General features: G+C 50.4%; 26 protein-coding genes. 6 read left to right on the forward strand and 20 right to left on the reverse strand.

Going from position 1 to position 25,393, the window contains the following annotated elements; all coding sequences use genetic code 11:
• Positions 1-102: 102 nt before the first annotated feature.
• Positions 103-651, reverse strand: coding sequence for a transcription elongation factor GreB (greB, locus tag R2083_RS12455; RefSeq protein ID WP_317531568.1), 549 nt, complete (start codon positions 649-651; stop codon positions 103-105).
• Positions 652-809: 158 nt separating this feature from the next.
• Here greB and R2083_RS12460 point away from each other — a divergent pair, with 158 nt between their 5' ends.
• Positions 810-2,126, forward strand: coding sequence for a pyridoxal-dependent decarboxylase (locus R2083_RS12460; RefSeq protein WP_317538653.1), 1,317 nt, complete (start codon positions 810-812; stop codon positions 2,124-2,126).
• A gap of 8 nt (positions 2,127-2,134) precedes the next feature.
• On the opposite strand, the gene R2083_RS12465 is transcribed toward R2083_RS12460, so the two are convergent.
• The 3 genes from R2083_RS12465 to R2083_RS12475 all read right to left on the reverse strand — a co-directional run bounded on the left by R2083_RS12465 (position 2,135) and on the right by R2083_RS12475 (position 4,524).
• The gene (locus tag R2083_RS12465) at positions 2,135-2,467 is read right to left on the reverse strand and encodes an SMR family transporter (RefSeq protein WP_317532091.1); all 333 of its coding nucleotides are present in this window, start codon (positions 2,465-2,467) and stop codon (positions 2,135-2,137) included.
• Positions 2,468-2,704: 237 nt separating this feature from the next.
• A complete protein-coding gene (locus R2083_RS12470) occupies positions 2,705-3,343 on the reverse strand; it encodes a PEP-CTERM sorting domain-containing protein (protein WP_317538654.1) in 639 nt (212 codons plus the stop codon).
• A 203-nt stretch (positions 3,344-3,546) separates the two neighbouring features.
• Positions 3,547-4,524: a 2-hydroxyacid dehydrogenase gene (locus R2083_RS12475; protein ID WP_317531571.1), complete on the reverse strand. Its 978-nt coding sequence runs from the start codon at positions 4,522-4,524 to the stop codon at positions 3,547-3,549.
• Between the two features lie 161 nt (positions 4,525-4,685).
• On the opposite strand from R2083_RS12475, the gene R2083_RS12480 reads away from it, so the two are divergent.
• Positions 4,686-7,475 (forward strand): DNA methyltransferase, encoded by a 2,790-nt coding sequence (locus R2083_RS12480; protein WP_317531572.1) that lies wholly within the window; start codon positions 4,686-4,688, stop codon positions 7,473-7,475.
• 176 nt (positions 7,476-7,651) lie between these two features.
• Here R2083_RS12480 and R2083_RS12485 read toward each other — a convergent pair whose 3' ends face one another.
• From R2083_RS12485 to rpsF, 14 genes are all read right to left on the reverse strand, one after another.
• Positions 7,652-8,071: a biopolymer transporter ExbD gene (locus tag R2083_RS12485; RefSeq protein WP_317531573.1), complete on the reverse strand. Its 420-nt coding sequence runs from the start codon at positions 8,069-8,071 to the stop codon at positions 7,652-7,654.
• The gene (locus tag R2083_RS12490) at positions 8,071-8,844 is read right to left on the reverse strand and encodes a MotA/TolQ/ExbB proton channel family protein (protein WP_317531574.1); all 774 of its coding nucleotides are present in this window, start codon (positions 8,842-8,844) and stop codon (positions 8,071-8,073) included. The genes R2083_RS12485 and R2083_RS12490 overlap by 1 nt, the downstream gene beginning before the upstream one ends.
• The gene (locus R2083_RS12495) at positions 8,845-9,537 is read right to left on the reverse strand and encodes an energy transducer TonB (RefSeq protein ID WP_317531575.1); all 693 of its coding nucleotides are present in this window, start codon (positions 9,535-9,537) and stop codon (positions 8,845-8,847) included.
• Positions 9,538-9,560: 23 nt separating this feature from the next.
• Positions 9,561-10,601: a hypothetical protein gene (locus tag R2083_RS12500; RefSeq protein WP_317531576.1), complete on the reverse strand. Its 1,041-nt coding sequence runs from the start codon at positions 10,599-10,601 to the stop codon at positions 9,561-9,563.
• A 53-nt stretch (positions 10,602-10,654) separates the two neighbouring features.
• On the reverse strand, positions 10,655-12,811 hold the full coding sequence (locus R2083_RS12505; RefSeq protein ID WP_317538655.1) for a TonB-dependent receptor: 2,157 nt from the start codon (positions 12,809-12,811) through the stop codon (positions 10,655-10,657).
• A gap of 59 nt (positions 12,812-12,870) precedes the next feature.
• On the reverse strand, positions 12,871-13,746 hold the full coding sequence (locus R2083_RS12510; RefSeq protein WP_317531578.1) for a hypothetical protein: 876 nt from the start codon (positions 13,744-13,746) through the stop codon (positions 12,871-12,873).
• Between the two features lie 583 nt (positions 13,747-14,329).
• A complete protein-coding gene (gene smbP, locus R2083_RS12515; RefSeq protein WP_317531579.1) occupies positions 14,330-14,704 on the reverse strand; it encodes a small metal-binding protein SmbP in 375 nt (124 codons plus the stop codon).
• Positions 14,705-14,980: 276 nt separating this feature from the next.
• Positions 14,981-16,204, reverse strand: a complete 1,224-nt coding sequence (locus R2083_RS12520; protein ID WP_317531580.1) for a hypothetical protein — start codon at positions 16,202-16,204, stop codon at positions 14,981-14,983.
• A gap of 15 nt (positions 16,205-16,219) precedes the next feature.
• A complete protein-coding gene (locus R2083_RS12525; protein WP_317531581.1) occupies positions 16,220-17,029 on the reverse strand; it encodes a CPBP family intramembrane glutamic endopeptidase in 810 nt (269 codons plus the stop codon).
• Between the two features lie 210 nt (positions 17,030-17,239).
• Complete coding sequence (dnaB, locus tag R2083_RS12530; protein WP_317531582.1) at positions 17,240-18,628, reverse strand: replicative DNA helicase; 1,389 nt, start codon at positions 18,626-18,628, stop codon at positions 17,240-17,242.
• 113 nt (positions 18,629-18,741) lie between these two features.
• Positions 18,742-19,197: a 50S ribosomal protein L9 gene (rplI, locus tag R2083_RS12535; protein ID WP_317531583.1), complete on the reverse strand. Its 456-nt coding sequence runs from the start codon at positions 19,195-19,197 to the stop codon at positions 18,742-18,744.
• Between the two features lie 12 nt (positions 19,198-19,209).
• Positions 19,210-19,494, reverse strand: coding sequence for a 30S ribosomal protein S18 (gene rpsR / locus R2083_RS12540; protein ID WP_090318030.1), 285 nt, complete (start codon positions 19,492-19,494; stop codon positions 19,210-19,212).
• A 19-nt stretch (positions 19,495-19,513) separates the two neighbouring features.
• A complete protein-coding gene (gene priB, locus R2083_RS12545; RefSeq protein WP_317538656.1) occupies positions 19,514-19,810 on the reverse strand; it encodes a primosomal replication protein N in 297 nt (98 codons plus the stop codon).
• Between the two features lie 11 nt (positions 19,811-19,821).
• Positions 19,822-20,235 (reverse strand): 30S ribosomal protein S6, encoded by a 414-nt coding sequence (rpsF, locus tag R2083_RS12550; RefSeq protein ID WP_292984761.1) that lies wholly within the window; start codon positions 20,233-20,235, stop codon positions 19,822-19,824.
• A gap of 238 nt (positions 20,236-20,473) precedes the next feature.
• On the opposite strand from rpsF, the gene R2083_RS12555 reads away from it, so the two are divergent.
• The 4 genes from R2083_RS12555 to R2083_RS12570 all read left to right on the forward strand — a co-directional run bounded on the left by R2083_RS12555 (position 20,474) and on the right by R2083_RS12570 (position 23,951).
• Positions 20,474-21,040 (forward strand): anthranilate synthase component II, encoded by a 567-nt coding sequence (locus tag R2083_RS12555; protein ID WP_121167200.1) that lies wholly within the window; start codon positions 20,474-20,476, stop codon positions 21,038-21,040.
• Between the two features lie 24 nt (positions 21,041-21,064).
• Positions 21,065-22,090 carry an anthranilate phosphoribosyltransferase gene (gene trpD / locus R2083_RS12560; protein ID WP_317538657.1) on the forward strand — a complete coding sequence of 342 codons (1,026 nt, stop codon included), beginning with the start codon at positions 21,065-21,067 and terminating at the stop codon, positions 22,088-22,090.
• A 7-nt stretch (positions 22,091-22,097) separates the two neighbouring features.
• Positions 22,098-22,958 carry an indole-3-glycerol phosphate synthase TrpC gene (trpC, locus tag R2083_RS12565; protein ID WP_317538658.1) on the forward strand — a complete coding sequence of 287 codons (861 nt, stop codon included), beginning with the start codon at positions 22,098-22,100 and terminating at the stop codon, positions 22,956-22,958.
• A gap of 144 nt (positions 22,959-23,102) precedes the next feature.
• The gene (locus R2083_RS12570; protein WP_317538659.1) at positions 23,103-23,951 is read left to right on the forward strand and encodes an HDOD domain-containing protein; all 849 of its coding nucleotides are present in this window, start codon (positions 23,103-23,105) and stop codon (positions 23,949-23,951) included.
• A gap of 264 nt (positions 23,952-24,215) precedes the next feature.
• Here the strand turns inward: R2083_RS12570 and R2083_RS12575 are convergent, their stop codons facing one another.
• The gene (locus R2083_RS12575) at positions 24,216-24,635 is read right to left on the reverse strand and encodes a type II toxin-antitoxin system VapC family toxin (protein ID WP_317531588.1); all 420 of its coding nucleotides are present in this window, start codon (positions 24,633-24,635) and stop codon (positions 24,216-24,218) included.
• Positions 24,632-24,871, reverse strand: coding sequence for a FitA-like ribbon-helix-helix domain-containing protein (locus R2083_RS12580; protein ID WP_317531589.1), 240 nt, complete (start codon positions 24,869-24,871; stop codon positions 24,632-24,634). Before R2083_RS12580 ends, R2083_RS12575 begins: the two co-directional genes overlap by 4 nt.
• Positions 24,872-25,393 lie beyond the last annotated feature (522 nt).

Consider the following 25,393-nt stretch of genomic DNA (forward strand, 5'->3'; position numbering starts at 1 on the left):
TATAAGGCTATGATTAATATTGTTCTGTGCGAAAAATCACGGAGTTACTACTATTCAGCACAAACTGCTTATCCGGATAAATTGCTGATAAGGAATTGAATCTCACAACGCTTCGTAACGAATTTCCACCACCTCCAGTTCTTCCAATCCACCCGGCGTATGCAGCTTCACCACGTCGCCTTCATGCGCCTTGAGCAGCGCTTTGGCGAGCGGGGAAATCCAGCTGATACGGCCGCGCCCGGGATCGGCTTCGTCCATGCCGACGATGCTGTAGGTGTTTTCCTCGCCTTGGCTATTGCAAATGGTCACGGTAGCGCCGAAAAACACTTGATCGCATTCGCCGCGTTGCGCGGGGTCGACCACTTCGGCGTTATCCAGGCGCTTGGATAAAAACCGCAAGCGCCGGTCGATTTCGCGCAGCCGACGCTTGCCGTAGATATAATCGCCATTTTCCGATCGATCACCATTGGAAGCCGCCCAGGTAATCGTTTTAACCAATTCCGGCCGTTCCACTTTCCACAACTGATCGAATTCATCCTTCAGCCGCTGATGGCCCGCCGGGGTAATGTAGTTTTTCAAGCCCTGCGGCAACTTCGGCGTATCGTCCGGTTCGTCGTCGTCTTCGTTTTCCTTGGTAAAGGCTTTATTCATGATCACCATTATTATCAGCAAAAGGGAACCGCTAAGATAGCGGTCTTCCCTGTTCTATTCAAGATCATTCACCGCAACGCCTCTCCCATCTTGCAAAATAGGGAAGAAACCTTACGTTCAGCACAGTATCTAATGATCGTACTTAACAGGAGGTCATCATGCTAATGAACCGGCGCCAATTTTTGAGCATATCCGGCGCAACAGCCTGTATGGCTGCATGCTCACCTCAGGTTCTCGCAACACAACCGCTGACGCGAGTTCCGCAACAAAATGGTTCGGCTGCATTGAAAGCCATGCGGAACCTGTCGCAACAACGCAGCCGGTTGCTCGGCTATCCCATCAATATGACCACTCCGCCGGATGAGTTTTTCGCCTGGCGCAATGAACTCGCGGCCGTGGGTTTCAATCAATTCGCTTTCAACAATGTCGGCAATCCTTACGACCATAGCCATATCCCGTTTAATTGCCATCCGTTTGAAAAGGAATTGATCGATCGTTTCGGCGCAGTGTATGGCTTCGCACCGGATAATATCTGGGGATTCCTTACCAACAGCGGCACCGACAGCAATATGCACGGGCTGTATATGGGCCGTACGATTCTTAAAAGCCGCACCGGCGTCACGCCGAAAATTTATTTCACGCGCGAAGCGCACTATTCGATTCAGATTCTGCGCGATCTCTTGCATCTCGACTGGGTGGTGGTAGGCACGCGGCCCGACGGCAGCATGGACGCCAATGATCTGGAACGGCAGTTGAACGCCAATCCCAACCACCCCGCCTTGGTGGTCGCAACCATCGGCACCACGTTTAAAGGCGCGATTGATCCGGTTGATGCTATTCAAGCCAAGCTAAAACACCGCACCGCTTATCTGCATTTGGACGCCGCGTTATTCGGCGGCTATTTGCCGCACACCGCGTTTGCCGCTGACTTGCGGCACAACGTCAGCCATCCGGTTTCCAAAGCAGGACTGAAACGCTACGATTCCATCGCCGTTTCCTGTCACAAATTTTTTGGCTTCCCCTCGCCCGCCGGATTGTTCATCACCACGCGCACGAACTTTGAAGCGTTCCGCACCCCGTTCAGCGAAATTCACGACCCGGAATACATCCAGCAAGTACCCGGCACGATCAGCTGTTCGCGCGATGCCGTCAAACCGGCCGAATTTTACTTTTTCAGTTCGGAATCGGCGTTTGCCCGGCAAGCTGCCGATGCCAAAGCAATGCTGGATAACACCGCTTATTTACTGAAAGAAATGAACAATCACTATAGTTACCTGCGGCCGGTGCGCGCCAATGACCGTTCGAATACGATTTACTTCATCACCCCGAGTAAAGCCATCGTCGATCATTACTCGTTAGCGACCATGCAACTTGATATTGACGGAGAACGGACGCCCTGTGCGCATGTCGTGATCATGCCCCATGCCAAGAAAGAGATTCTCGACCGGTTTCTAACCGACTTGCGCAAATCCTGACGGCGGTTTCAATGCACCACGCTGCGGGAAAACACATTGATCACGGCCACGCCCGCGATGATCAGAACCAAACCGATCAGCGCGGGTGTATCCAGCGATTGCCCCAGAAAAAGCCAGCCGCTCAGGGCGATCAATACGATGCCAACGCCCGACCAGATCGCGTACGCCACACCGACCGGAATGGTTTTCAGCGTCAACGATAGCAAATAAAAAGCCAGCAAATAACCGGCGACAACGATCAACGATGGCCACAAACGGGTAAACCCTTCGGCGGCTTTGAGGAACGATGTCGCGATCACTTCGCTGACAATCGCGACGGCAAGATAAATCCATGGCTGCATGGGTATCACTCCTTGTGTTGGGATGGTCACAGGCACCGGTTTCAGCCGGATGCATGAAATAGCTTCGGCTATGTTACCAAAACACGATGGAGTAAACGCAAACCACAGCATGGACGCTGCATGATGATAAACGTGACGATCGAATATCGTCAGCGATGGTCCAAAAAAAACCGGCACTGCGTTTACCGCAGCGCCGGTTCTTCTAAAACAATTTACTACAATCCTACGATCAAGCGATTAAACTGCGGCCGCTTGTTTACGACGGTAGCCAGCAAAACCGATCAGGCCAAGACCTGCCAGCAACATCGCATAGGTTTCAGGTTCTGGAACGGGAACCAGGTTAGCGGCAACGTCATGTCCAACAATGCCCATCGTGCCTGAGTAGGTGAGAACCTCATCAGCAGAAAAACGAACCGATGCGGTGATCACGGTTCCAGCCAGTTCGGCTACGATTGCACCGTAACCGCCGTTACTGGCGACATCCGGATCCCAGGAAAATACGAATACATTCAGTGGATCGAAACCGGTGAAATCAAAACCGAATACCGTTGAGCCCACCGCGCCAAATAATGACGATGTGCCATTGGCTTCCGGATCATAGGCAAAAGATCCGCCGCCCGAACCACCGAATACCAGCGACTCACCCAGGATGCAACTTCCGCCATCGATACAATGTGTACCGGACAGATTGAACGTGAGTTTCTCGATTTGACCGCTGGTGCCGTCAAAAGCGGCGGTATTGATGCTGAAAGAACCTAATGGGCCTGGGTTGGTTACGGTGATTGAGCCAGCTGGTGATGCATAGCTGACGCCGCTCAATAGGACAGAGAGTCCAAGCGCGGCAGCAACTTGCGTAGTGCCTTTAATAAATTTCATTATTTTTCTCCTTAAATTATAAAAACCACATTGATACTTTATCAACGCATGTTCGTTTAACTGCACGTTCGCTTTCTAATCGCTTACGGCAGTAAACTGCCAAATGGCATTAACGAGCCCTTCTCGCAAAAGATTCCTATTCTTTGTAGGAATTTTCTTTCTGATTTTACCTTCTTTTTATTTCTTTTAGTGCCAATTTTGTACTAATTTCGGGTACCCCCTAGTGCATCAGTAACCTGATTGAATGGTTTATTTTGGAAAAAATGCGCGATATTCCCAGCCAGTTGATCCAGCAGCCGCTGCCGCGATTCGTGGCTGGCCCAGGCGATGTGCGGCGTGACAATCAGATTCGGTGGCAATTCGCGCAGAATCCGGTTATCCGCACTAGGCGGTTCGCCCTGGATCACGTCGATAGCCGCTCCGGCGATCTGTCCGTTCGATAAGCTTGATAACAAATCGGCTTCGTTGACCAGTCCGCCACGCGCGGTGTTGATCAGATACGCCGTCGGCTTCATCAAGGCCAATTCGCGCTGACTCATCAAATGCTGCGTTTCCGCCGACAATGGGCAATGCAAGGTGATGAAATCCGCCTGCCGCAACACCTCGTCGAACGCGGTTCTACCCGCCCGAGGCGGCTTGCCTTTGTGATCCGCGATCAGCACTTGCATACCGAATGCCTGCGCAACGTGCGCCACCGCATGCCCGAGTTCGCCGTGGCCGATGATGCCGAGCGTTTTGCCGGACAATTCCATAACCGGATAATCGAGCGGACAGAAAAACTGGCTCTGCTGCCAGCCGCCGCGCTTCACCAGCGCCTGATAACCGGAAAATTGACGCGCCTGATTCAGCATCAGCATGAACACATGTTCGACCACTGACGGCGTGGCGTAGCCGCGCACATTGCACACCGGCACGCCATATTCGGCTGCCGCCGCCAAGTCGACATTGTTGTACCCGGTCGCAGCGATGCAAATCAGCTTGAGCGATTGCGCCGTTGCAATGGCGTCACGGCTGATATAAACCTTGTTGCTGACGATCACCTCAGCGGCGCGAATGCGTTCCGCCACTTCCGTCTCGGAGGAATCGTGATAAAACTGCCACGGCGATATCGCCCGCTCCATCGCCGCGCAATCCATATCGCCGCGGGTGACAGAACCAAAATCCAAAAATACAGCACGCATATTCTTCTCCCTGATGATGGAAAATCATACCACAGGCTAATCTTGGAATTTCCCGGCGCGATCACGTAGAATCGGGCGGGTCAAAATAAATAAGGAAGCTCTGAAAAAGGTAGCGAGCATAGTAGTTTTTCAGAGCTTCCCAAGAATAAACCGGAGACCGCATGGCCCTAGCCTGGAACGAAATCAAAGACCGCGCGCTGGCGTTTTCCCGCGAATGGGCCAAAGCGGAATCGGAAGACGCCGACGCCAAACCGTTCTGGATCGAATTTTTCAATGTGTTTGGCATCACCTCGCGGCGCATCGGCAGCTTTGAGCAGAAAGTCAAAAAACTCGGCGACCGCGACGGCTACATCGACTGGCTGTGGAAAGGCAATCTACTGATCGAGCACAAATCGCGCGGGCGCGACCTGGATCGCGCTTATCAGCAAGCCATCGACTATTTTCCCGGACTGAAGGAACACGAGCTGCCGCGTTTCGTGCTGGTCAGCGACTTCGCGCGCTTCCGCCTGTACGACATGGTGGAAGGCACGCAGACCGAGTTTCTGCTCAAGGAACTGTACAAAAACGTCAAGCTGTTCTGGTTCATCGCCGGTTACCAGCCGCAAAAAATTTCACCGGAAAGCCCGGTCAACGCCAAGGCGGTGCAGCGCATGGCGAAGCTGCACGACCAATTGAAACAAATCGGTTATGGCAAGGCCAAGCCGCGCGACTTGGAAGTCTATCTGGTGCGCCTGCTGTTTTGCCTGTTCGCCGAGGACACCGGCATTTTCGAGCGCACCCAGTTCACCGAATTCATCAGTCAGCAAACGCGCGAAGACGGCAGCGACCTGGCGCCGCAACTGGCACAACTGTTCGACGTGCTCAACACACCGGAACACGCGCGGCTGAAAAACCTCGACGACACGCTGGCCCGGTTTCCGTACGTCAACGGGAAACTGTTTGAAGAGCGCCTGCCGTTCGCCAGCTTCGACCGCGACATGCGCGCCGCGCTGCTGGTTTGCTGCGCGCTCGACTGGAGCGGCATCTCCCCGGCGATTTTCGGCTCGCTGTTCCAGAACATCATGGACGAAACGCCGAACGCGCGGCGCAACCTCGGCGCGCATTACACCACCGAGGAAAACATCCTCAAGCTGATCCGCCCGCTGTTTCTCGATGAACTGCACGCCGAATTTGAAAAAATCCGCCAGACTGTCAAAGGCCGCACGCAAAACCTGCAAGCCTTTCACAGCAAACTCGCCGGTCTCAGATTTTTAGACCCGGCGTGCGGCTGCGGCAATTTCCTGGTGATCGCGTACCGCGAACTGCGCCGCCTCGAATTGGAGGTATTGCGCACACTCCATGGGGGCGGGCAGTTAGTACTCGATATATCGAATATTGTCCGGGTTAATGTCGACCAATTCCACGGCATCGAAATCGAAGAATTCCCGGTGCAAATCGCGCAAGTCGCCTTATGGCTCACCGACCACCAGATGAATGCGCAAGTGTCGGAAGAATTCGGCCAAAACTTCACCCGCCTGCCGCTGACCAAATCCGCGCATATCGTGCACGGCAACGCGCTGCGACTGGATTGGAATGCAGTGATTCCTGCGGAGCAATGCCATTACGTGATGGGGAATCCGCCGTTCATTGGCAAAACCTATTTAAACGACGAGCAACGCGCCGATGTCGCCGCGATTTTTCACGATACCAAGAATGCCGGATTGCTTGATTACGTCAGTTGCTGGTACCGCAAAGCTACCGATTATATCGCTGCTCATCCGGCGATCCGGGTGGCATTCGTGTCGACCAACTCGATCACGCAAGGCGAACAGACCGGCGTATTGTGGCCGGATTTATTGCGCCGTGGCGTGCATCTGCATTTCGCCCACCGCACCTTTCAATGGACAAGCGAAGCCAGCGGCAAAGCGGCGGTGCATTGCGTCATCATTGGTTTTGGCTTGCAAGAAGCAGCGCAGAAAACCATTTTTGAGTACGCCGACATTCAAGGTGAACCGCATGCCGTAGCGGCCAAAAACATCAATCCCTATTTAGTGGATGCTACCGATGCGGTTCTGGAAAACCGCACCCATCCAATTTGCAATGTACCTGAAATGCTTTATGGCAATAAGCCAGTTGATGGAGGCAATCTTCTGTTATCACCAGAAGAAAAAATTGAATTGTTAAGTAAAGAACCTCAAGCAGAAAAATGGCTACAGCCTCTACTTGGTGCAGAGGAGTTTATCAATGGAAAAACACGTTGGTGCCTGTGGTTGATTAACATTGCTCCCAATGAGTTACGGGGCATGCCTGAAGTAATGAAACGAGTTGAAGCTGTACGAATTTTTCGACTTAAAAGTACAAAAGCGCAAACCCGGCAACATGCTGCAACAGCGACCTTGTTTGTCGAAAATCGCCAACCTGAAAGCAACTATATTCTAGTTCCACGTGTTTCATCTGAGCGCAGATTATTTGTACCAATAGGATTTTTCGATAGTCATACTATCAGCACAGATCTGAATAATATGATTCCCAATGCCACCCTCTACCACTTCGGTGTCCTCACTTCCACGATGCACAACGCCTGGATGCGCACCGTATGCGGGCGCTTGAAAAGCGATTATCGCTATTCCGTTGGGATCGTCTACAACAATTTCCCGTGGCCGGAACCCAGCGATACCCAGCGCCGAACCATCGAAACCGCAGCACGGGCTGTGCTCAACGCCCGCGCGTTGTTCCCCAATGCCACGCTGGCCGATTTGTACGACCCGCTGGCGATGCCGCCGGAGCTGGTGCGCGCGCATCAGCGGCTGGACCGCGCCGTCGACGCCGCATACGGCAAAAAATCATTCGTTTCCGAAGCCGAACGCGTGGCGTTTTTGTTCGAGCGCTACCAAACGATCACCAGCCTGCTGCCCGCCGCCGCAACCCGGAAACCCGGCAAGAAAACAACGAAGCAACCCGACCTTACCTGACGATGAAACCCGCACCGAGCATTACGGTACGCTACTACACGCATTTTCTGCATGCCGCCGGTCATTGAAAACGGTCACCCGGCCGATCTCGATGTTTTAATTGAGTCAATCACATCCAGCCTTGTAGGGTTTGCCGTCATTGATAACCGGTAAACTGAGCTGAAAATCAGCAGCCGTTATTTTTCCGAAGGATCTGTAATGAATCCGATGCGGGTCATACCAGCCTTGGCGGCAATGCTCATTATCCGTGCGACATGCTCATAATGCGCCAGTTTGTCCGCACGGATATGCAACTCAGTATTGGGCGCTTGAGCGGCTGTTTCGCCAAAGCGAGGCGCCAATTGCTCCAATGCCACCGGCTCGCCATTCCAAAAGAAACTCCCTTCTGCCCGGATGGCCAGTTCAACGTGCTCGGGCTGGGTGATATTGGGCGTGCTTTCGGCCTTTGGTAAATCAATTTTGACGGAATGTGTCAGCAACGGTGCTGTGATAATAAAAATGATCAACAATACCAGCATGACATCGACCAATGGCACCACATTGATTTCCGCCATCGGCGCTTGACGGCCGCTATCATGCATACTACCGAACGCCATTATTGCCGCCTCCTTTCATAGGCTGTATCCAGTGTTTCTGCAACAACGGATGTGGCGGAGGATTGCGCCGGAGAATTTTTTTCATCGCCATCCCCGACTGTAATCAGGATAAAAAGATCATGCGCAAAAGCTTCCAGGCGCGCCAGCCAAATGCGATTCCGGCGCACAAAGGCGTTATAGGCAAGCACTGCGGGGATAGCCACCGCCAATCCCAGTGCTGTCATGATCAGCGCTTCTCCGACAGGGCCGGCCACTTTATCCAATGTGCCCTGCCCCGAAAGCCCGATCTGAATCAAGGCATGATAGATTCCCCAAACTGTACCAAACAAACCGATATAAGGCGCTGCCGAACCTGCTGTTGCAATCAGCGTGAGCCCATTCTCAACCCGGGTAGCTTCCTGATCGATGCCATTACGCAAAGTGCGCGTCAGGAATTCACTGGTGCCGCCTGCTGCCGCTAATTTATGCGAACTGTGAATTTTGGAATCAGCCGCGGCATCGATTCCCAGCCTGGCAATCGCTGCGAAAGCATTATTGGGGAGATTATCCGGGTCGTTCTTTTTAAACTCGGTACTGACTGCCTGGAGAGAATCAAAGCTCCAGAAATGTTTAATAAATGCTTCGGCGCGGCGCTTGGCCATATAGTTGGCGATACTTTTTGTGATAATCAGATACCAGCTCGCTATTGAGAGTAATACCAGTAGCGCCAGCACACTGATACCGACTTCATCAATTTGCGCGAGAAAGTGAGAAAAACCAAGTCCTGTTTCCATTTATTCATTTCCTTGCAATACAAAATTAAAAGGTTGTAAGGCGACTGCCCGAACGGGCTGGCCATTGCGCAGCGATGGATTGCATTGCCAGCTTTTCACCGCGGCCAATGCCGCTGCATCAAGCCGCTGATAGCCGCTGCTATTGATGATACTGATTGTGTCGACGCGCCCGTTTTCATCCAGCTCCACACGCAGCTCCACCTTACCTTCCTCACCCATGCGGCGGGAAATCGCGGGGTAAACTGGCGCCGTCAATTTTGAGCAGGAAACGGACAATTCCGCAGATAGCGCAACGGGGCCAGTTTGCATTGGTGCAGGCGGCGCAACCACGGGGGCAGCGGCTTTAGTTTGTTCTGCTGCCGGAGGCGCCGGTGACGGCTCGACAGACACATCCTGCTTGGACGTTACCGGTGCTTTCGCGGCAAGACGCTCTTGTTTTGGCTTGACTACTGCGTTTTTTTTGACAGGCTGAGGCTTGGCAACCGGAGGTTCCGTCACGCTGACCGGGGGCGGCAACGTAATGAGATCGGCAAATAATGCCACCATTTGCTCAGGCGGTGGCGTCAGGCGCTGATTCCACAAAAAATAAAACAGGCCCGCATGTATTATCAGTACACACAACAATCCTGGTAAGGTAATAGCCCGCTGTTGTGATCCCAGATAGCCAATATTGTTTCGCGATAATGATTGCATTGCGAAATTGAAATATCGAAAGATTAAAGACCGGCTTGGGCAACGAGTACGTTAAATTCACCTAACGTAACAATATTGGCGCCAAATTCACCACCCACCGCAAAGATATGATTATCTTTTATACCGACACAAACGTTGTTTCGATAACAGCGCGCGTAATATCCAAGCGCTATGATTGATGCCGTTGTGTGTGGAAACAGAGCGGGATAATTGGATTCGGCCCAATTAAATAATTTATCGGCTAGCGCGGTATCGGTATTCGGTTGCAGCACACGTCCCGCCACGGCTTGTTGAAAATCCGCTAATGGCAAACCGTTATTGAACATGATCCACAGCGAGTCGGAAGGTACAGGGTAAGACTCGGTGACCAACTGTAATTCAACCATGTAAGCACCCGCAGGCGCATTCGAAGCACCCCGGTCTGACTCAACAATCCAGTCGAGATGCGTGTGTAAGGAGCCATTGGCACGCACTTCACCGACAATGAGTGATGTTGCGCTGCTTACGCCGTGCCGGTTAAATAGCGTAAATCCTTCGACAGTTTTGGGAAGACAGAATACCTGGCCGCAATCTTGATTCGGCTGCAAATCCAAACCACCAGCCAAGCGGATTTGTATTCCTTCCGGCGCTAGTGTCCATTGGCGCTTATCGGTACTCCAATAACTCAAGTGTCCGCTGGCACGGTAGCGCACCCGGTCTCCGGCCGTCATATCGCCAGCAATGCTCTCGAAGCCTGGACTATCAATCGCGGTACGGTCGGGGAAGATGCTGAACTCCGATACATAAATCGGGGTGCCGGTCAGTTGGTCAATCGGCATCTGCCCGGCGGGTAAACCGAGGGTTTCCGGCTTCACCAAGCTGCATCCTTTTTCTGGGTTACAAAAGCTGGCTTGTACACGTTCAGCCACAACTTTAACCTCGATATGCTGATGCAATTCACCGGCATTCAGCGTCAGCGGATGCGATAAATACAGTCCCAGCAAGATGCTAGAGATTACATGGCGTGAATTAGCACCCAGTGCAGGAAGAGAATTTTTGATTACGTTTCTAAATAGATTAGGCATATCTCAGTGTCAGTAAAGTTGATTAATCTTGCGTTCAGTGCGATTGAACATGGCTAAAATGTGGCACTCATGCCAACTTGCGCGCTAAAACCCGGCTCAGGCGCAAAATTCCGCAAAAAGGAAGTCGAATTCCTGATGGTCATGTTCGTCATATTCGATAGCTTAGCGAAGAACAGGATTTTTCTATGATCGGACATCTTCCAATCGTAGGATAAATCCAAGTCCAGCCGATGGTAGCTTGGTGTTTCGGTTTCCAGAATTCCGGGCCTGTTTTGTTCCAGCGCATGGGTATAACGTAGCCCGCTGCGCCATTGTGTCCATTGGACTCCTATTTCACCACCGAATCGCAAGGGCGGAAGTCTTGGCACATCGCCAAAGGCATCGTTCTGAAACCAGCCCCGCACATAATCAGAAAATAGCGTTAAACGGGGTTGGACGGGTATGCCCAAGCGCGGATGAGCGGTAATCTCAGCTTCGTAACCGGCAAAGTTTGCGGTATTAGCCTGATACCCGAAAACCGGCAAACAATTTCTTAAGTTCGCGCAAGTCAGTTGGAAACGCGGTGGATCAGGTGCGAAATTAAAGAAGAAACCTTGGTTTTCCAGATAGATAAAGTCTTGTATCGATTTGTAATAACCATTGGTATGAAAGGAAACATGCCTGCCGGTATAGCGTAAACCTAATTCGTAGTGATTGGTTTGCTCAGCGCTGAGATTAAGGCGGCCGATTTCATAACTGCGGGTAGCGAAATGCGGCCCTGCTGCAAATAATTCTTGCACATCGGGCGCCCGCTGCGCTCGCTGCCAACTCAAATACAATGAAGTTTGCGGCAGGATTTCGTAATTCAAGCTCGCCGCCAGCGAGTAAGTCAGATAATTCAATTCATTGGGCAAGGGCAATGCACCCGAAATGCCCGCTAATTTAATTTGATCACTCTTCGGCGTGGTGGTTTGATTTTCGATACGTGCGCCCATTTCAAGATTGAGACGATCGGTAATAAAGACCGTTTCAGTGATGAAGAATCCTAAGGAATCAATAGTGGCGGCCGGGGTGAATGTTTCGATTCCTGCCGCGGCAAAATTGCGATTCTGCCATTGCATGCCAAATGTGCCATCGAGCCAGCCTCCGCGCTGATGATTCATTTCTAAGCGCGACTCCCATACTGAATTCTTAAACTGGGTCAGCGATGAACTTCTATCGGTCACACTTTTATCATAATCCTTATGATTGTAATCAACGTAGCTCAGTTTTGCCTTGATTCTGGGTAATGCTGGCCAATAGGTTTTCCACAGCCCATCTAAATCATAACGGCGTTGTGACATATCAATCCGGATGGCTTCTTGCTGCACTCTGCCCGCTTCGGTGTGACCTGGAACGCCGGGTGGAATTCCATAATTTCTGGTCATCTCATGATAACTTCCGCCCAAATGGCCATGTTTACCGATCATCGATATGCCGGCCGAGCCGCCCTGACTGCTGGAATGGCTATTTTGGATGACGTTCTTGCTATTGCTACTCGGATCAACTTGGAATTGTTGCCGGATTGCTGCTTCGTCTAAAGCAGTTCCCGGAATGTGTGTGTTATTGGAAGAGCGCTGAAAATAGTCGACATGAATCGCAAACATTCCCTTGCCCACATCCAGTGCGAACATCCCGGCCTTATCGGCGGAGTTATGGTCGTAACGGAAATCCATCCGGCCAGCAACGCCTTTCAGCGGAACCTTTTCCGGTATGCGTTGATGCTTAATATCAACCATACCGCCAATTGCATTGCCGCCATAGCGCAGCGTGGCAGGTCCTCTTAGCACCGTAATGCTGTCCGCCAGCATGGTTTCAAAAGCGACCGCAAGATCGGGACTTAAAGCGGAAAGATCATGTGCGCCTATCCCATTTTGCATGATTCTGACGCGCGGGCCGCTCATGCCACGAATGACCGGTTGACCCACACCCGGCCCATAGGACAGATTGCTGACTCCCAATTCACGCTCCAGTGTTTTACCGAGCGTTTCACCTGTGCGAATGCGTAATTCCCGGCTCTCCAGCTTTTGGATAGGGTCAGCCGATGTAGAGCTCGCTTCAATGGTCATTGTTTCAAATTTGACCGGCTCTGGCGGAATAGTAGCACTGGGCTTGGGTTGCACAGGATTCGGCTGATTTTCCGCTGGTGACTTTTTTTGCGCATTCTGATCATCCGCGAAGGCGGGATTCAAAAAACAAATCATCAACGCAGGCAAAAAAATACAGCGGAAACCCATATACAAAACCTGCATTAAAGCCCTGCCGCGTCATAAAAAGTTTCTATCGAACCCTGTTCAGCGATGTCGCCCAGAATTCCGCCAGCCGTGTAAATCTTGCCGTCTTTGCTGCCCACGCACACGGAATTGTCATAACAGCGGGCATAGTAGCCGAAGACAAAACGGCTTTCGGCAGCATGCGGGAATAATTCTTTCATCTCTGCTTCCGCCCAATCAAACAGTGCATCCATGCGCTGGTAATCGTTCAATCGGACTTCCGGCGGCACTTTCAACGCTTCGGAAAGCGCCAATGGATCGAACTTGGCTTGGGCATTGATATGAAAAACCAATGCAAATGGAACAGAGGGTTTATAGAGTATGCGCTCGCCTGATTCATCGACGCCTGCAATACTGATGAAGACCATATAAGCGCCATCATCCGGTAACGATCCGTCCGCTTTCTGGATCTTGAAAATCGCATGGGCTTCGAAATTACTCTTGTTCGTTAAACTATCGATGATTCCTTGTAATCCATTCCCTTCTTTATCAGTGACTACGTTATCATCCGCTAAACGGCTGATCACGAGTTGCTCGGCAAAGCCTTCTTTCAACCATTGTGATTGCTCACTTGACCATTTCAACAAGGTGCTTTCGGTTTGATAGCCGACTATGCCGCCTTGGTCAAAACCTAAGCCCGTAAATCCGGAATCTCCCATGCGATAAGGCGTTAATGAATCGGCAAATGAGATGACGAATGCTTTGTGGTCACCCAGCGCCCTTCCCTGACGCTGGATATCGACTTCAATTTTTCCATCGCGCCATGCAAATGCCATGTTCGGTTCACCTTCATGCGCCATCGCCATGGTGCTGAAAAAAAGTAAAAGCGATCCCATACAAATAGTTTTAATCAAAAGATACTCCGGTAATTTTTCAAAAAAGGATTCGTAATACGAATCTATAAAAGCGTTGCTACCCTTGAGGGAGGAATTCCGATTTCCATAAGAACTCCCAATTGACGTAATTCAGAATTCATTTATTGTTGTCATGCGTTGCAACAAACCTATTTCCTGATAGAGGAGAACCTTCAAATCAATTCTAGATTGCCACAACTATTGAACCGATTTTATTAAAATAGGAAATGAAGATCAATGCGGCAAAATGCCGCACAGGCCGTACTTATCAAGCACGGTGACTGGGCCGGATGAATCAAGACACAATCTCGTAAAGATAAAATAGTGCTCACTTCAGCGTTGGACCGGCTGTTGATGGAAACCGTATTGCGGTTCGATGCATTAAGAAAGTCCTGACACTACGGCTTCCCTTGGCCCGAAGTTATCAACCAGCCTGATGCCCGCTATTACAATTAGAAAATCCGGTAGAAAACGATGCAAACCGTTGATAGTGAATACATGGCTGGTACTGATGTCCGCATGGAAGAATGGACAGATAAAAATACGGTGAACCGGTCATTCACCGTATGTTAGGGTGCTGAGGCTAGTAGGACGATTGCTTTGGTGCGGGGGCGGGTGTGGATACGGCTTGCTTAAAATGGGTTACAGCATCTGTGGCCGCTTTCTTGGCTGCTTCGGTATTTCCACCCTTGCCTTCTTTGATCGCGTCATCCAGGCACTTAATACCATCATCGATATGTTTGGGGTCGCTTTTGGAGTTTTTATTATTTTTCGCATCAATGGCATGCGCTTTCGCATGCTCGGCATGTTCGGCTACTGCTTTGCCATCAGCCGCAGCGGCCGCAGCTTCAGCGTGCTTTATGGCGTGCACCAGATGGCTTTCCCCGGCTATTGCACTCAGTGAAAAAAGAATCATGATCATGATGCTGGTAAAAAACAGCCGTGTTTTTACGCTCATTTTATAACTCCTTTCAAATTCATTGATCGACGGGAAATCTTTTGATTACCCTCCGCTTTTCATACTAGAGTGATTGGCTTAATTAATGAATAAGCATTGTGCTTATTTTTCTTGTAGTTATTCGCCTACAGCTGTCAGGGTATATGCCGTTGGCGATACCAGAAAGAACATCGAGGACTCGGATTATTTAACCACCACGCAGGCAATGTTCGATGCCCGTTAATGCCGCAGCCGTTAAAAAAACCAGTAAGCGGTCAGCAGCCTAAACTAGCCAAGCTATTTTGCGATGGTAATACTCGGCACACCGACGCGAGGAATGTCGGTGACGGTCATTTGAAACAGCAGGAATAATAACTGGAAGGCATCGCGGTTCCAGCGTGCGTAAGGTCCCGCGGTATTCACCGCGTAATAGCGGCCATTCCAGCGGATGGAAAGATCGACATCCTGGGGGCGCCAATCGGAAACGGTGAATTCCATGGTCAGATCGGGATTTTCGTTATTGAGGATCGGTGGCGTTCTGGGATCTTTCTCGACGTGATAGCCGCGCTCTTCGCCCAGCGCTTTGCCGAGAAAACCGAGAATCGAGTGGAAGCTTCTGAGACGGAACACGCCGCTCATCGCCCAATCTCCGCCATAATGCCCGGCGCGGATATCAAACGCGATGTCGCTGCTATTACCGTCCCCCACATGCTGGCGCAAGGTTTCACGTTCTTCGTCGGACAAGATATTGGGGTCGTAGTTGGTGATCAGAATCGGTCCGGCGATGTGTTTCTTCAGCGTGTAGGTATTGTCTTGCGGATTGTAGCGCACGCTGAATTCCTTTTGCAGCGACTGAAAACCATCCGCCGTGATGGCGCTGCCCGGGATATGCCAGGTATTAATCAGCGCCAAAGGCTCGGCGTACAACTGGTTATGATCTTGAATCGACGACAAGTGCAGCACCACGCGGCGGAACATTTCATAACCGGCTTCGTCCGCCGGATTGTTGCGATAAACGCCATTCGATTTCTTTGCATTCAACAGGTGCACTTCTTGCGCCATCATGCGCAGCAACAGATCGACGTCGAAGCGCTGGCGCAACAACAATGTCAGCTTGTTCTGCGGAAACGGTGTCAGCAGCCGCTTGGTGAATTCCTCCCCTTCGATCGGTACGATGCTGATGGTCGGGCTTTCCGCCATGCCGCCGCCAAAAACCGGCGATATCACGGCACCGGCCAGCCCGCCCGGCGATGGTGTGGCGCCCGCACTCGCCTGAAAATTGAAAGTTGCGGCGATGTTGGATACGCCGGTGAAATGAATCGGCTGACGGTGATGCGCGCGCACGATATTGATCAGCAACTGCTGCGAAACCGCATCGGTAACGGCGTCATCATACGCAAGCACGGCACGATTCAGCGCCATCGGCGACAGGCAACCGGTGAGAATGATCTGGATAAACAGGCATGACAACAGTCGCAGCAAACGGTTTTGCCGAATTGGCCGCACGTTCTTATATTTCACTCATCATCTCACTATCTAAAATAGACCTTTTCGATACAACGCGCACAGATCCATCGTCAGCGCGACACTACAGTGAATCATAACACCCAGCCAGATACTTTTGCTTTTTAAGCTCAGGAATCCTAAAACGACGCCCGCGATGATCGCCGCGATCGTTTCCGGCATCGGCTTGCCGAAATGGATCATGCAATACGGGATCACCATGACGAAAATGGCGTAAAACCCGAAACGCTGCTTGGTGCCATGCAGAATAAAACCACGGAAGAAGAATTCCAACGCGAGAAATTGCAGGAAATACACGATTTCCCAGAGGAAGAAATTGGGGAACAGGCTTTCATTTCGAGCCACGTTATAAAACGGATAGCGCTCGAGAAAGCTCTCGCTGCCGGAAAAATAAAATACCAGCGGCATCATGATCGCCAGCATCCCGAGATACAGCGGATAGCCTTGACTGGCGTTCTTCAACTGCAATCCGTATTCCGTCAGGCTTTCCTTGAAAACCAACAGAATAATGCCCGCCGGGAAAACGAAGTAAAAGAAAATGATGACCGCTGCCCAGTAAAGCAACTGGTGCAATTGCGCATTGGCATGCTGGAAAAGGAGATGATTCGCTAGCTGCGCCAACCCGGTCAGATTCAAATCGCGCAAAAAGGCAACCGGAAAGTGCGCATTGTCCAGATAGTATGTGCACGTGAGGGAAAAAGCGACGACCAGACATACCAGCACTACTTTCACATCGAGCTGACTGATGTTTTCCTGCAATGACCGTAACGAACTGACTTCCGACTTCAGAAACACAAAAGAAAAAAGTTTTTTATTGATCATCTTTAATCTATAAACCAAGGAAATAAACCGGAAATAACGCTCAACGCTTGCTCACCCGAGAAACTGAAAAACTGCCAAAAGCTTTACCTGGCTTAGTTTTACAATAGAACCGGAGTGAATTATTGGTTAATTTTATGTGAGTGCGGCTGATTAAATGCTTCACATCGATCCATCGTGAAGAATGGTTTGGAAACACACCAAAAACCCGAGCTAGTAATATTCCGGCCTGGCGAGGCTTTCAAAACATGTGTATTGGCCCAGGAAAGCCAAATCGACTTTGCCGATCGGACCGTTACGCTGTTTGCCGATGATAATCTCGGCGATGCCTTTGTCGGGTGAATCGGGGTTATACACTTCGTCGCGGTAAATGAACAGAATCACGTCGGCGTCTTGCTCGATTGCACCCGATTCACGTAAATCCGACATCACCGGGCGTTTGTTGGGGCGTTGCTCCAGGCTGCGGTTCAGCTGCGACAACGCGATCACCGGCACTTTCAGTTCCTTCGCCAGCCCCTTCAATGCGCGCGATATTTCCGAAATTTCCGTGGCGCGATTTTCCCCTTGACTGGCGGAAGACATCAGTTGCAAATAATCGACCACGATCAAACCGAGCTCGCCGTACTGACGGTACAGCCGCCGCGCGCGCGCGCGCAATTCCAAGGCATTCAGCGCGGCGGTCTCATCGATGTAAAGCGGTGCTTCGTTCAGTTTTCCCAGCGCATGCGTGAGTTTCGGCCAATCGTCGTCGTCCAGCCGTCCGGTGCGCACTTTGTGCTGATCGAGCTTGCCGACCGACCCCAGCATCCGCATGGCCAGCTGCGCGCCGCCCATTTCCATACTGAATACCGCCACCGGTTTGTTTAATTCCAGCGCGACATTCTCGGCGATGTTCAAGGAAAACGCGGTTTTTCCCATCGACGGACGTCCCGCGACGATGATCAGATCGCCGGGCTGGAACCCTGAAGTCTTTTGGTCGAGATCGTGAAAACCGGAGGCGATGCCAGTGACGTTGCTGGGATTATCCTGGCTGTACAGCAGCTCGATCCGCTCCACTACTTGTTTCAACAGCGGCTGAATGCCGACGAAACCCTCCTTGCCGCGCGCACCTTCCTCGGCGATTTCAAACACCTTGGCTTCCGCTTCGTCGAGTAAGTCCGCCGCAGAACGCCCCGCCGGGTTGTACGCGGAATCGGTGATCTGCACCCCGACTTGCGCCAGGTAGCGCATGATGGACCGTTCCCGGACGATTTCGGCGTAGCGCTTGATATTCGCCGCCGATGGCGTGTTTTGCACGATGGTGCCGATGTATGCGAGACCGCCGACAGTTTGCAGCTCCGCCGATGTTTCCAGGGATTCCGCCACGGTAATGACATCCGCCGGTTTGTTATGTTCGATCAGTTTACAAATGTGGTGATAAATCAGGCGATGATCGTGGCGGTAAAAATCGCTGTCGGTGATGATGTCAGCGACTTTTTCCCAGGCGTTATTATCCAGCATGAGTCCGCCCAGCACCGATTGCTCGCTTTCTATCGAATGCGGCGGTGTTTTATAGGGATCGAGAAACTGCTCTTGATGAAGACTGATCGGTGATTGTGCCATAGGATCCGGAAACACCATTGAAGGAGTATTGATTTTATCACTTGCTGACCAGCAAATGAAAAAGGACTACCGAAATAGTCCTTTTAAAAATGTAACCACCTGAAAACAGGATATTACATCGCTGCCTCACCCAATACCGATACGGTGATATTGGCGGTCACATCGCTGTTCAGCGCAATGGTCAACGGATAATCGCCAACCTGTTTCAATTGGCCATTAGGCATGCGGATCATGGCGCGCTCCACGGTAAAGCCGAGTGCAGCAAGCGCTTCGGCGATATTGGCATTGGTTACTGAACCGAACAATTTTCCATCGCTACCGGCTTTTTGCGTAATTTGCACCAGCAATCCTTCGAGTTTCGCAGCAACCGCTTGCGCTGCTGCCAGAACGGCTGCTTGTTTTTTCTCCAGTTCCGCACGTTTCGATTGGAACTCTGCAATGGATTGCTCGGTTGCACGTCTTGCCTTGCCTTGCGGAATCAGATAATTCCGTGCAAAACCGCTTTTGACGTTCACAACATCACCCAATTGCCCTAAATTCGTAATTTTTTCCATCAAAATAATTTGCATCGTAATTACTCCTTAGTGACGATCGGTGTAAGGCAATAACGCCAGAAAACGCGCATGCTCTATCGCGGTGCTCAGCTGACGCTGGTAGAAGGAAGTCGTGCCGGTAATACGCGCCGGGATGATCTTGCCATTTTCACTGACAAAATCCTTCAGGATTTCAATGTCTTTATAGTCCACATGTTTGATGCCTTCCGCGGTGAAACGGCAGAATTTTTTGCGTTTGAATAACGGGCGGTTGGCTTTCTTTTCTCTTTCTTTATCTTTGCTGTCTTTGCGTCTACTGGTAAAACGTGCCATGTTAATTCCTGTTTTCTGATTAAATAAGTTCGATATGTTCCGCGTGCAAAACCAATTGTTGGCTCATGTGACTCTTTCTGTTGAGAAATCCGCTCAGTTTGACCATGCTGTCAAGCTTAAACCCGGCGATCGTCAGAGCTAATTGGCCCAATGCAACAGCCAGAATATCCAATATTATTTGCCGAACTACACCTGCTTCCTTTTGCTTCGACACATGATTGATCGTAAACTCAATCACGGCCATACCAGCCGGTGTGTAGCGTAAAACGCCCAGTTTGACAATTTTTCCACAAATGATGATGCGATTACATTCCAATTGCAATGCGTTTACGCAGGGGTGCTGGATTCATCCGGCACGTCATCGGTTTCCAGTTCGTCAGCCACCGCTTCGGCAGTACTCAAACCTGCGGCGCGCGATCTTTCCTCTTGACGCATCATCGCCGATGGTTCCGTGATAGGGCCGTCGACCTTAATGGTTAAATGCCGCAGCACAGCGTCGCTGAATTTGAATGCATGATCCAAGTCATCCAGCGCTTCTTGATTGCATTCGATATTCATCAACACATAGTGCGCTTTGTGAACTTTCTGAATCAGATAGGCAAGCTGACGGCGCCCCCAATCTTCCACGCGATGAACCTTGCCATCTTTTGCGGTTACAATGCCGCGATAGCGTTCGATCATTGCAGGTACTTGTTCACTTTGATCAGGATGAACAATAAAAACGATTTCGTAATGTCGCATAATTTCCTTTTGGGTAAAGCCTCCCACGGCTTTCATGTGGTGAGACAAGGTTGAAAAGCCGGTAATTTTACTGAATTATTAAGGCAATATCAATTACTGTTCAAATAATTGCGATTCTATTATTCGCCTCACGGCTGAACTGGTAAAATTCACGTGCTGCGCGCAGGCATTCATCCTTTGCTATAATCTCTTCCGTCACAATTAAACGATAGTAAGTACAAACAAAGAGTTAAAACCAATGCTGCTGATGATAGACAACTACGATTCCTTTACCTATAACTTGGTGCAGTATTTCTCCGAGCTGGGTGAAAAGGTTGCGGTATACCGGAACGATGAAATCACACTGGATAAAATCGCGCAATTGAATCCCGAGCGGATCGTTATTTCTCCAGGGCCGTGCACACCCAATGAAGCCGGAGTATCGTTGGCGGTGATCAATCAGTTCAGTCAAAACATTCCGGTATTGGGCGTCTGTCTGGGACATCAAAGCATCGGGCAGGCGTTTGGCGGACGAGTAGTTCATGCAAAACAACTGATGCATGGCAAAACATCGCCGATTTTTCATCACGACACCGGCGTTTTCCGCGGCTTGCCCAATCCATTCACCGCCACCCGTTACCATTCCTTGGTCGTTGAACGCGCAACGCTGCCGGATTGCCTTGAAATCACCGCTTGGACCGAGGACGGCGAAATCATGGGGATCCGTCACAAAACACTCGCTATCGAAGGCATTCAATTTCATCCCGAATCCATTTTGAGCGAGCATGGACATCAAATGCTCGAGAACTTTCTCCACCGGCAATAAATCCGCTCGACTAAAGGTGATTGAATGACGCCACAAGAAGCACTCCAGCGCATTACCGCGCATCAGGAAATAATGCACGACGACATGGTTTCCTTAATGCGCCAGATCATGCAAGGAGATATCTCGCCCGTTCTTATTGCCGCGATCATCACCGGTCTCCGGGTAAAAAAAGAAACGGTCGGGGAAATCACCGCAGCGGCGCAAGTAATGCGTGAATTTGCCAGCAAAGTGGCTGTTCCTGAGCACACGCATTTAGTGGATACCTGCGGCACAGGTGGAGACTCATTGCACACATTCAATATTTCCACGGCAGCGGCATTTGTTGCCGCGGCGGCTGGCGCGCGCGTCGCCAAACATGGCGGCCGCTCGGTTTCAAGCAAATCAGGCAGCGCGGATGTATTGGAAGCGCTCGGCGTCAATCTCAACCAAACACCGCAACAGGTGGCGCAAAGTGTTAGTGAAATCGGCGTCGGTTTCATGTTTGCGCCCAACTACCATGCAGCCATGAAACATGCTGCACCGGTCCGGCGTGAACTGGGTATCAAAACACTATTCAATATCCTCGGCCCGCTCACCAATCCCGCCAGTGCCAAAAGACAAGTTCTGGGTGTGTTCAATACAGATCTGGTCAAAACCCTGGCGCTTGTGCTGCAACGGCTGGGCAGCGAACATGTGCTGATCGTGCATGGCAGCGATGGATTGGATGAGATCACCATCACAGGCGAAACAAGTATCGGTGAGTTGAAAAACGGTCAAGTCACCGTTTATACCGTCAAGCCGGAAGATTTCAATTTGAAAACGTCAGCAATCGAAGCTATCCAGGTTACCGATAGCGCCGATGCCAAAACAATGTTGCTTTCGGTATTGGAAAACACCGCCGATCCGGCGCGCGATATCGTGCTGATGAATGCCGGCGCGGCGATATATGCCGCCGGAATTGCGGACACGCTCGAACAGGGAATCAAAGCCGCGCTCCGCGCTATCGAAAGCGGCGCCGCGTTAAAGAAACTCCACGACCTGGTGGAATTCACCCACAGAAATTCTGTATAAGATCACAATGTCCGATATTCTAAAAAAAATCCTCACCGTCAAAAAACAAGAGGTCAGTGCCGCCAAGGCATTAAAGCCGTATGCCATTTTAAGCCAGGAAGCGCAATCCGCATCACCACCGCGCGATTTCACCGCCGCGATTACTAACAAAATTAAAGGGGGACAGTCGGCTGTCATCGCCGAAATCAAACAAGCCAGCCCCAGCAAGGGAATATTGCGCGGCCGCTCCGCGGGCGGAAGTGGTTCTGCATTTGAATTTCTTCCTGCCGAGATAGCCAAAACTTATGCGCAACATGGCGCAGCTTGCCTGTCGGTATTGACGGATAGGCAGTTCTTTATGGGTAGCCCCGAATATTTACAAGCAGCACGTGCCGCATGCGCATTGCCGGTTTTGCGTAAGGATTTTATTCTGGATGAATATCAGATTGCCGAAGCGCGTGCGATGGGTGCCGATTGTATTTTATTGATCGTGAGCGCTTTCATGATGGAATTCGGCGCCGGATCCAGTGATGCTGCCGATAATGCCTTGCAGCAAATGGTTGCACTCGAGAAATTGTCCCACTCGCTGGGCATGGCGGTTCTGGTCGAAGTTCACGATGCGGTCGAATTGCAACTGGCGTTGCAGCTGACCACTCCGCTCATCGGCATCAATAACCGTAATCTGCGGACTTTTGAAACTTCCCTCGATACAACGCTGGAGTTACTTGATCAAATTCCATCCGGGCGGATTGTGATTACCGAAAGCGGCATTCATACCCCAGCGGACGTTGCACGCATGCGATCGCATCACGTCAATGCTTTCCTTGTCGGTGAAGCTTTTATGCGCGCCGAAGACCCCGGCATTGAATTAGCACGATTATTTTTCTGATCCCGAGTGTCGCTGCCAATGCGCTAGCGTCAAAAGAAGCTCGCTGTTCCAATTGACATTGAGGAAGGATAGTGCATTGTTTCCTCAAGATTTATCCATAGGTGTCGTAGAAAATTCCTGACGTATCTCATTCAGGAGTTGAAAATGCTACAACAACATCAAAGAAAATTATCGGATTGGGTTAATTTTCTTACAACAGCTGAAATTCCTGTTCTCAAACAGACAGCTCGAAACCTCGCCATTCTCCAACAGGACGAGCAACATCTCAACGCGCGCAGTTTCGCTCATGTTGTGAAAAACGACCCGTTAATGACTGTAAAGCTACTGCGTTATATGCAGCAGCATAAACACCGGACGCAAGAACATGATGTAATGGAAGTTGAGCAAATCATTTTGATGCTCGGCCTTGAAGCGACGCTGAACAAGATACCTGCCAAGCCTCTGGTTGAAGACATTTTGGCGCGCAACAATATGAATGCGCTGGTCTATTTACTAAAAACCACTCACCGCGCAAATATAGCTTCTACCTACGCTTTTGACTGGGCGGTCCGCCTGCACGATTTACATTTTGCGGAAATCCGTCTGGCGGCATTACTGCACGATATCGCCGAAATGCTCATGTGGTGCTTTTCCCCCGCGGAAATGCTAAAAATAAAGCAGCTACAAAAACAAAACAAAGCACTTCGCAGCACCGTCGCACAAGAAAAAATCCTCGGCTTTTCTTTGTATCAACTCCAGCTGGAACTTGCAATTAAATGGAAACTACCAGCATTATTAATCACCCTTATGGATGATAATAATTCAAGCTTACAGAGAGTGCGTAATGTGGTCTTGGCAGTAAATTTAGCCCGGCATTCCGCTAATGGGTGGGACGATGCTGCATTACCGGATGATTATGAAGATATTGCCAAACTTCTGCACCTGCAAGCAGGCGACATCATGACCATCGTTGGTGCCAGTAAACATTCTGAAGATGCGAGCCATCTCGCATGAACCCATTTAAATAGGGTAATTGGTGCCGACACCAAGAATCGAACTCGGGACCTTCTGATTACAAAACTTATTTACAAATTATAATCACATATAAATCAATCACTTACAATGCTTGCCAAGCATAAAAACTGTCTCACACAACCACAAACAGTGACACTTGCAGAGTAGTTTGGCACAAATTTGACACAGTCAATTCTGCATCTTATTTCGTTCTCGCATAACGCTGCTCCTTTGGTAACTACCTTTAACACAAAATACCTAAGATCATTCTTCCCAAGGATTGATGATGGGCACTCCGGCAGCGGCAAAAGGCTCAGTATCTCGCGTCGCTATGGTGAATCCATGTACGACCGCGATTGCGGCAATCTGACCGTCTGCCACAGAGATGAGGCGGCCATTAGTCCTAGCTCGACCGACTATGGGCGCATATGCTATCGCAGCCTGTTGATCGAATGATAGTATGCGCGCCCCAAAAAGCCTCTCCATCAGTTTCCTCAATGCAGCATCAAGTCCTTCTTTACGCTTTCCATCTGGCAGGTTTTGAATGCCGACCAGCAATTCGGAAAGACTTGTTGCAGTCAGATACAGTGTCTCGGCTGTTTGCCGATCAAGCCAAGCTTGAACGGCGGGATTGCCGTTGGGTTTCATTGGCTCGGATATGACATTCGTATCCAGAACGATCATTCGAACACTGCCGGATCAGTCGGTGTCTGATCACGAGTATCATTAAAATCAAGCCCCCCAAAGGATTGCCTAAAAGCAGCGAGTTCAGATCCGATTTTGACACGCGTCCTAGGACGCACTGCCTCTTCCAGAATTTCCCGGATTTCAGCTTCGGTGCTACGTCCATGCTGAGCAGCACGCAGCTTAAGCGCGCGATGCGTTTCTTCGGGCAAATTGCGAACAGTAACAACAGACATTTGACTTCACTCCTTATTATGTGAAATCAATGATAGCATATGATAACAAACGACATCAATTCTTGATATGCACTGCCAAAATGTGTAAGCCCGCGTATGCTGTTCTGCGCAAACTAAACACCAAGCGTATATGCATGCTTTTAGAGCCATACTTCAATTTAATCGGATTAACATAAACATCTGTTTTTTGGAAAGTGGATAGATCCTACATGATCGATCCGCTGCAAGAAGTAGCTCTCGTTAGCTTCCCCATTGAATCCGCCAAAGGATAACCCCCCATTTTTAAAAGTTTATGACCAGAAAGCCTGCGAAAAATATGGCAACTCACTCAATACCAATAAAACCGAAGATTAACCAGTCGTAGGAAACCTATCGTTAAAACTGCCTGTGGAAATCCGAACTATTCTACCGCACGCGCGGCAACGTTTACCGGTATTGAAGATATCCGGTTTGTTCAGCCGAGCATGGCGAACGGATAAACGGCGCCGCGCTTGATCGAAGTGTAGGCATACCGGCTATAAT

Source organism: Nitrosomonas sp. Is35, from assembly GCF_033063295.1.
Taxonomy (GTDB): domain Bacteria; phylum Pseudomonadota; class Gammaproteobacteria; order Burkholderiales; family Nitrosomonadaceae; genus Nitrosomonas.

Excerpts from the sequence above, each read along its gene's own strand:
- greB (WP_317531568.1), bottom strand. The coding sequence starts at position 651 with ATGAATAAAGCCTTTACCAAGGAAAACGAAGACGACGACGAACCGGAC.
- R2083_RS12460 (WP_317538653.1), top strand. The coding sequence starts at position 810 with ATGCTAATGAACCGGCGCCAATTTTTGAGCATATCCGGCGCAACAGCC.
- R2083_RS12465 (WP_317532091.1), bottom strand. The coding sequence starts at position 2,467 with ATGCAGCCATGGATTTATCTTGCCGTCGCGATTGTCAGCGAAGTGATC.
- R2083_RS12470 (WP_317538654.1), bottom strand. The coding sequence starts at position 3,343 with ATGAAATTTATTAAAGGCACTACGCAAGTTGCTGCCGCGCTTGGACTC.
- R2083_RS12475 (WP_317531571.1), bottom strand. The coding sequence starts at position 4,524 with ATGCGTGCTGTATTTTTGGATTTTGGTTCTGTCACCCGCGGCGATATG.
- R2083_RS12480 (WP_317531572.1), top strand. The coding sequence starts at position 4,686 with ATGGCCCTAGCCTGGAACGAAATCAAAGACCGCGCGCTGGCGTTTTCC.
- R2083_RS12485 (WP_317531573.1), bottom strand. The coding sequence starts at position 8,071 with ATGGCGTTCGGTAGTATGCATGATAGCGGCCGTCAAGCGCCGATGGCG.
- R2083_RS12490 (WP_317531574.1), bottom strand. The coding sequence starts at position 8,844 with ATGGAAACAGGACTTGGTTTTTCTCACTTTCTCGCGCAAATTGATGAA.
- R2083_RS12495 (WP_317531575.1), bottom strand. The coding sequence starts at position 9,537 with ATGCAATCATTATCGCGAAACAATATTGGCTATCTGGGATCACAACAG.
- R2083_RS12500 (WP_317531576.1), bottom strand. The coding sequence starts at position 10,601 with ATGCCTAATCTATTTAGAAACGTAATCAAAAATTCTCTTCCTGCACTG.
- smbP (WP_317531579.1), bottom strand. The coding sequence starts at position 14,704 with ATGAGCGTAAAAACACGGCTGTTTTTTACCAGCATCATGATCATGATT.
- R2083_RS12525 (WP_317531581.1), bottom strand. The coding sequence starts at position 17,029 with ATGATCAATAAAAAACTTTTTTCTTTTGTGTTTCTGAAGTCGGAAGTC.
- dnaB (WP_317531582.1), bottom strand. The coding sequence starts at position 18,628 with ATGGCACAATCACCGATCAGTCTTCATCAAGAGCAGTTTCTCGATCCC.
- rplI (WP_317531583.1), bottom strand. The coding sequence starts at position 19,197 with ATGCAAATTATTTTGATGGAAAAAATTACGAATTTAGGGCAATTGGGT.
- rpsR (WP_090318030.1), bottom strand. The coding sequence starts at position 19,494 with ATGGCACGTTTTACCAGTAGACGCAAAGACAGCAAAGATAAAGAAAGA.
- rpsF (WP_292984761.1), bottom strand. The coding sequence starts at position 20,235 with ATGCGACATTACGAAATCGTTTTTATTGTTCATCCTGATCAAAGTGAA.
- R2083_RS12555 (WP_121167200.1), top strand. The coding sequence starts at position 20,474 with ATGCTGCTGATGATAGACAACTACGATTCCTTTACCTATAACTTGGTG.
- trpD (WP_317538657.1), top strand. The coding sequence starts at position 21,065 with ATGACGCCACAAGAAGCACTCCAGCGCATTACCGCGCATCAGGAAATA.
- trpC (WP_317538658.1), top strand. The coding sequence starts at position 22,098 with ATGTCCGATATTCTAAAAAAAATCCTCACCGTCAAAAAACAAGAGGTC.
- R2083_RS12570 (WP_317538659.1), top strand. The coding sequence starts at position 23,103 with ATGCTACAACAACATCAAAGAAAATTATCGGATTGGGTTAATTTTCTT.
- R2083_RS12575 (WP_317531588.1), bottom strand. The coding sequence starts at position 24,635 with ATGATCGTTCTGGATACGAATGTCATATCCGAGCCAATGAAACCCAAC.
- R2083_RS12580 (WP_317531589.1), bottom strand. The coding sequence starts at position 24,871 with ATGTCTGTTGTTACTGTTCGCAATTTGCCCGAAGAAACGCATCGCGCG.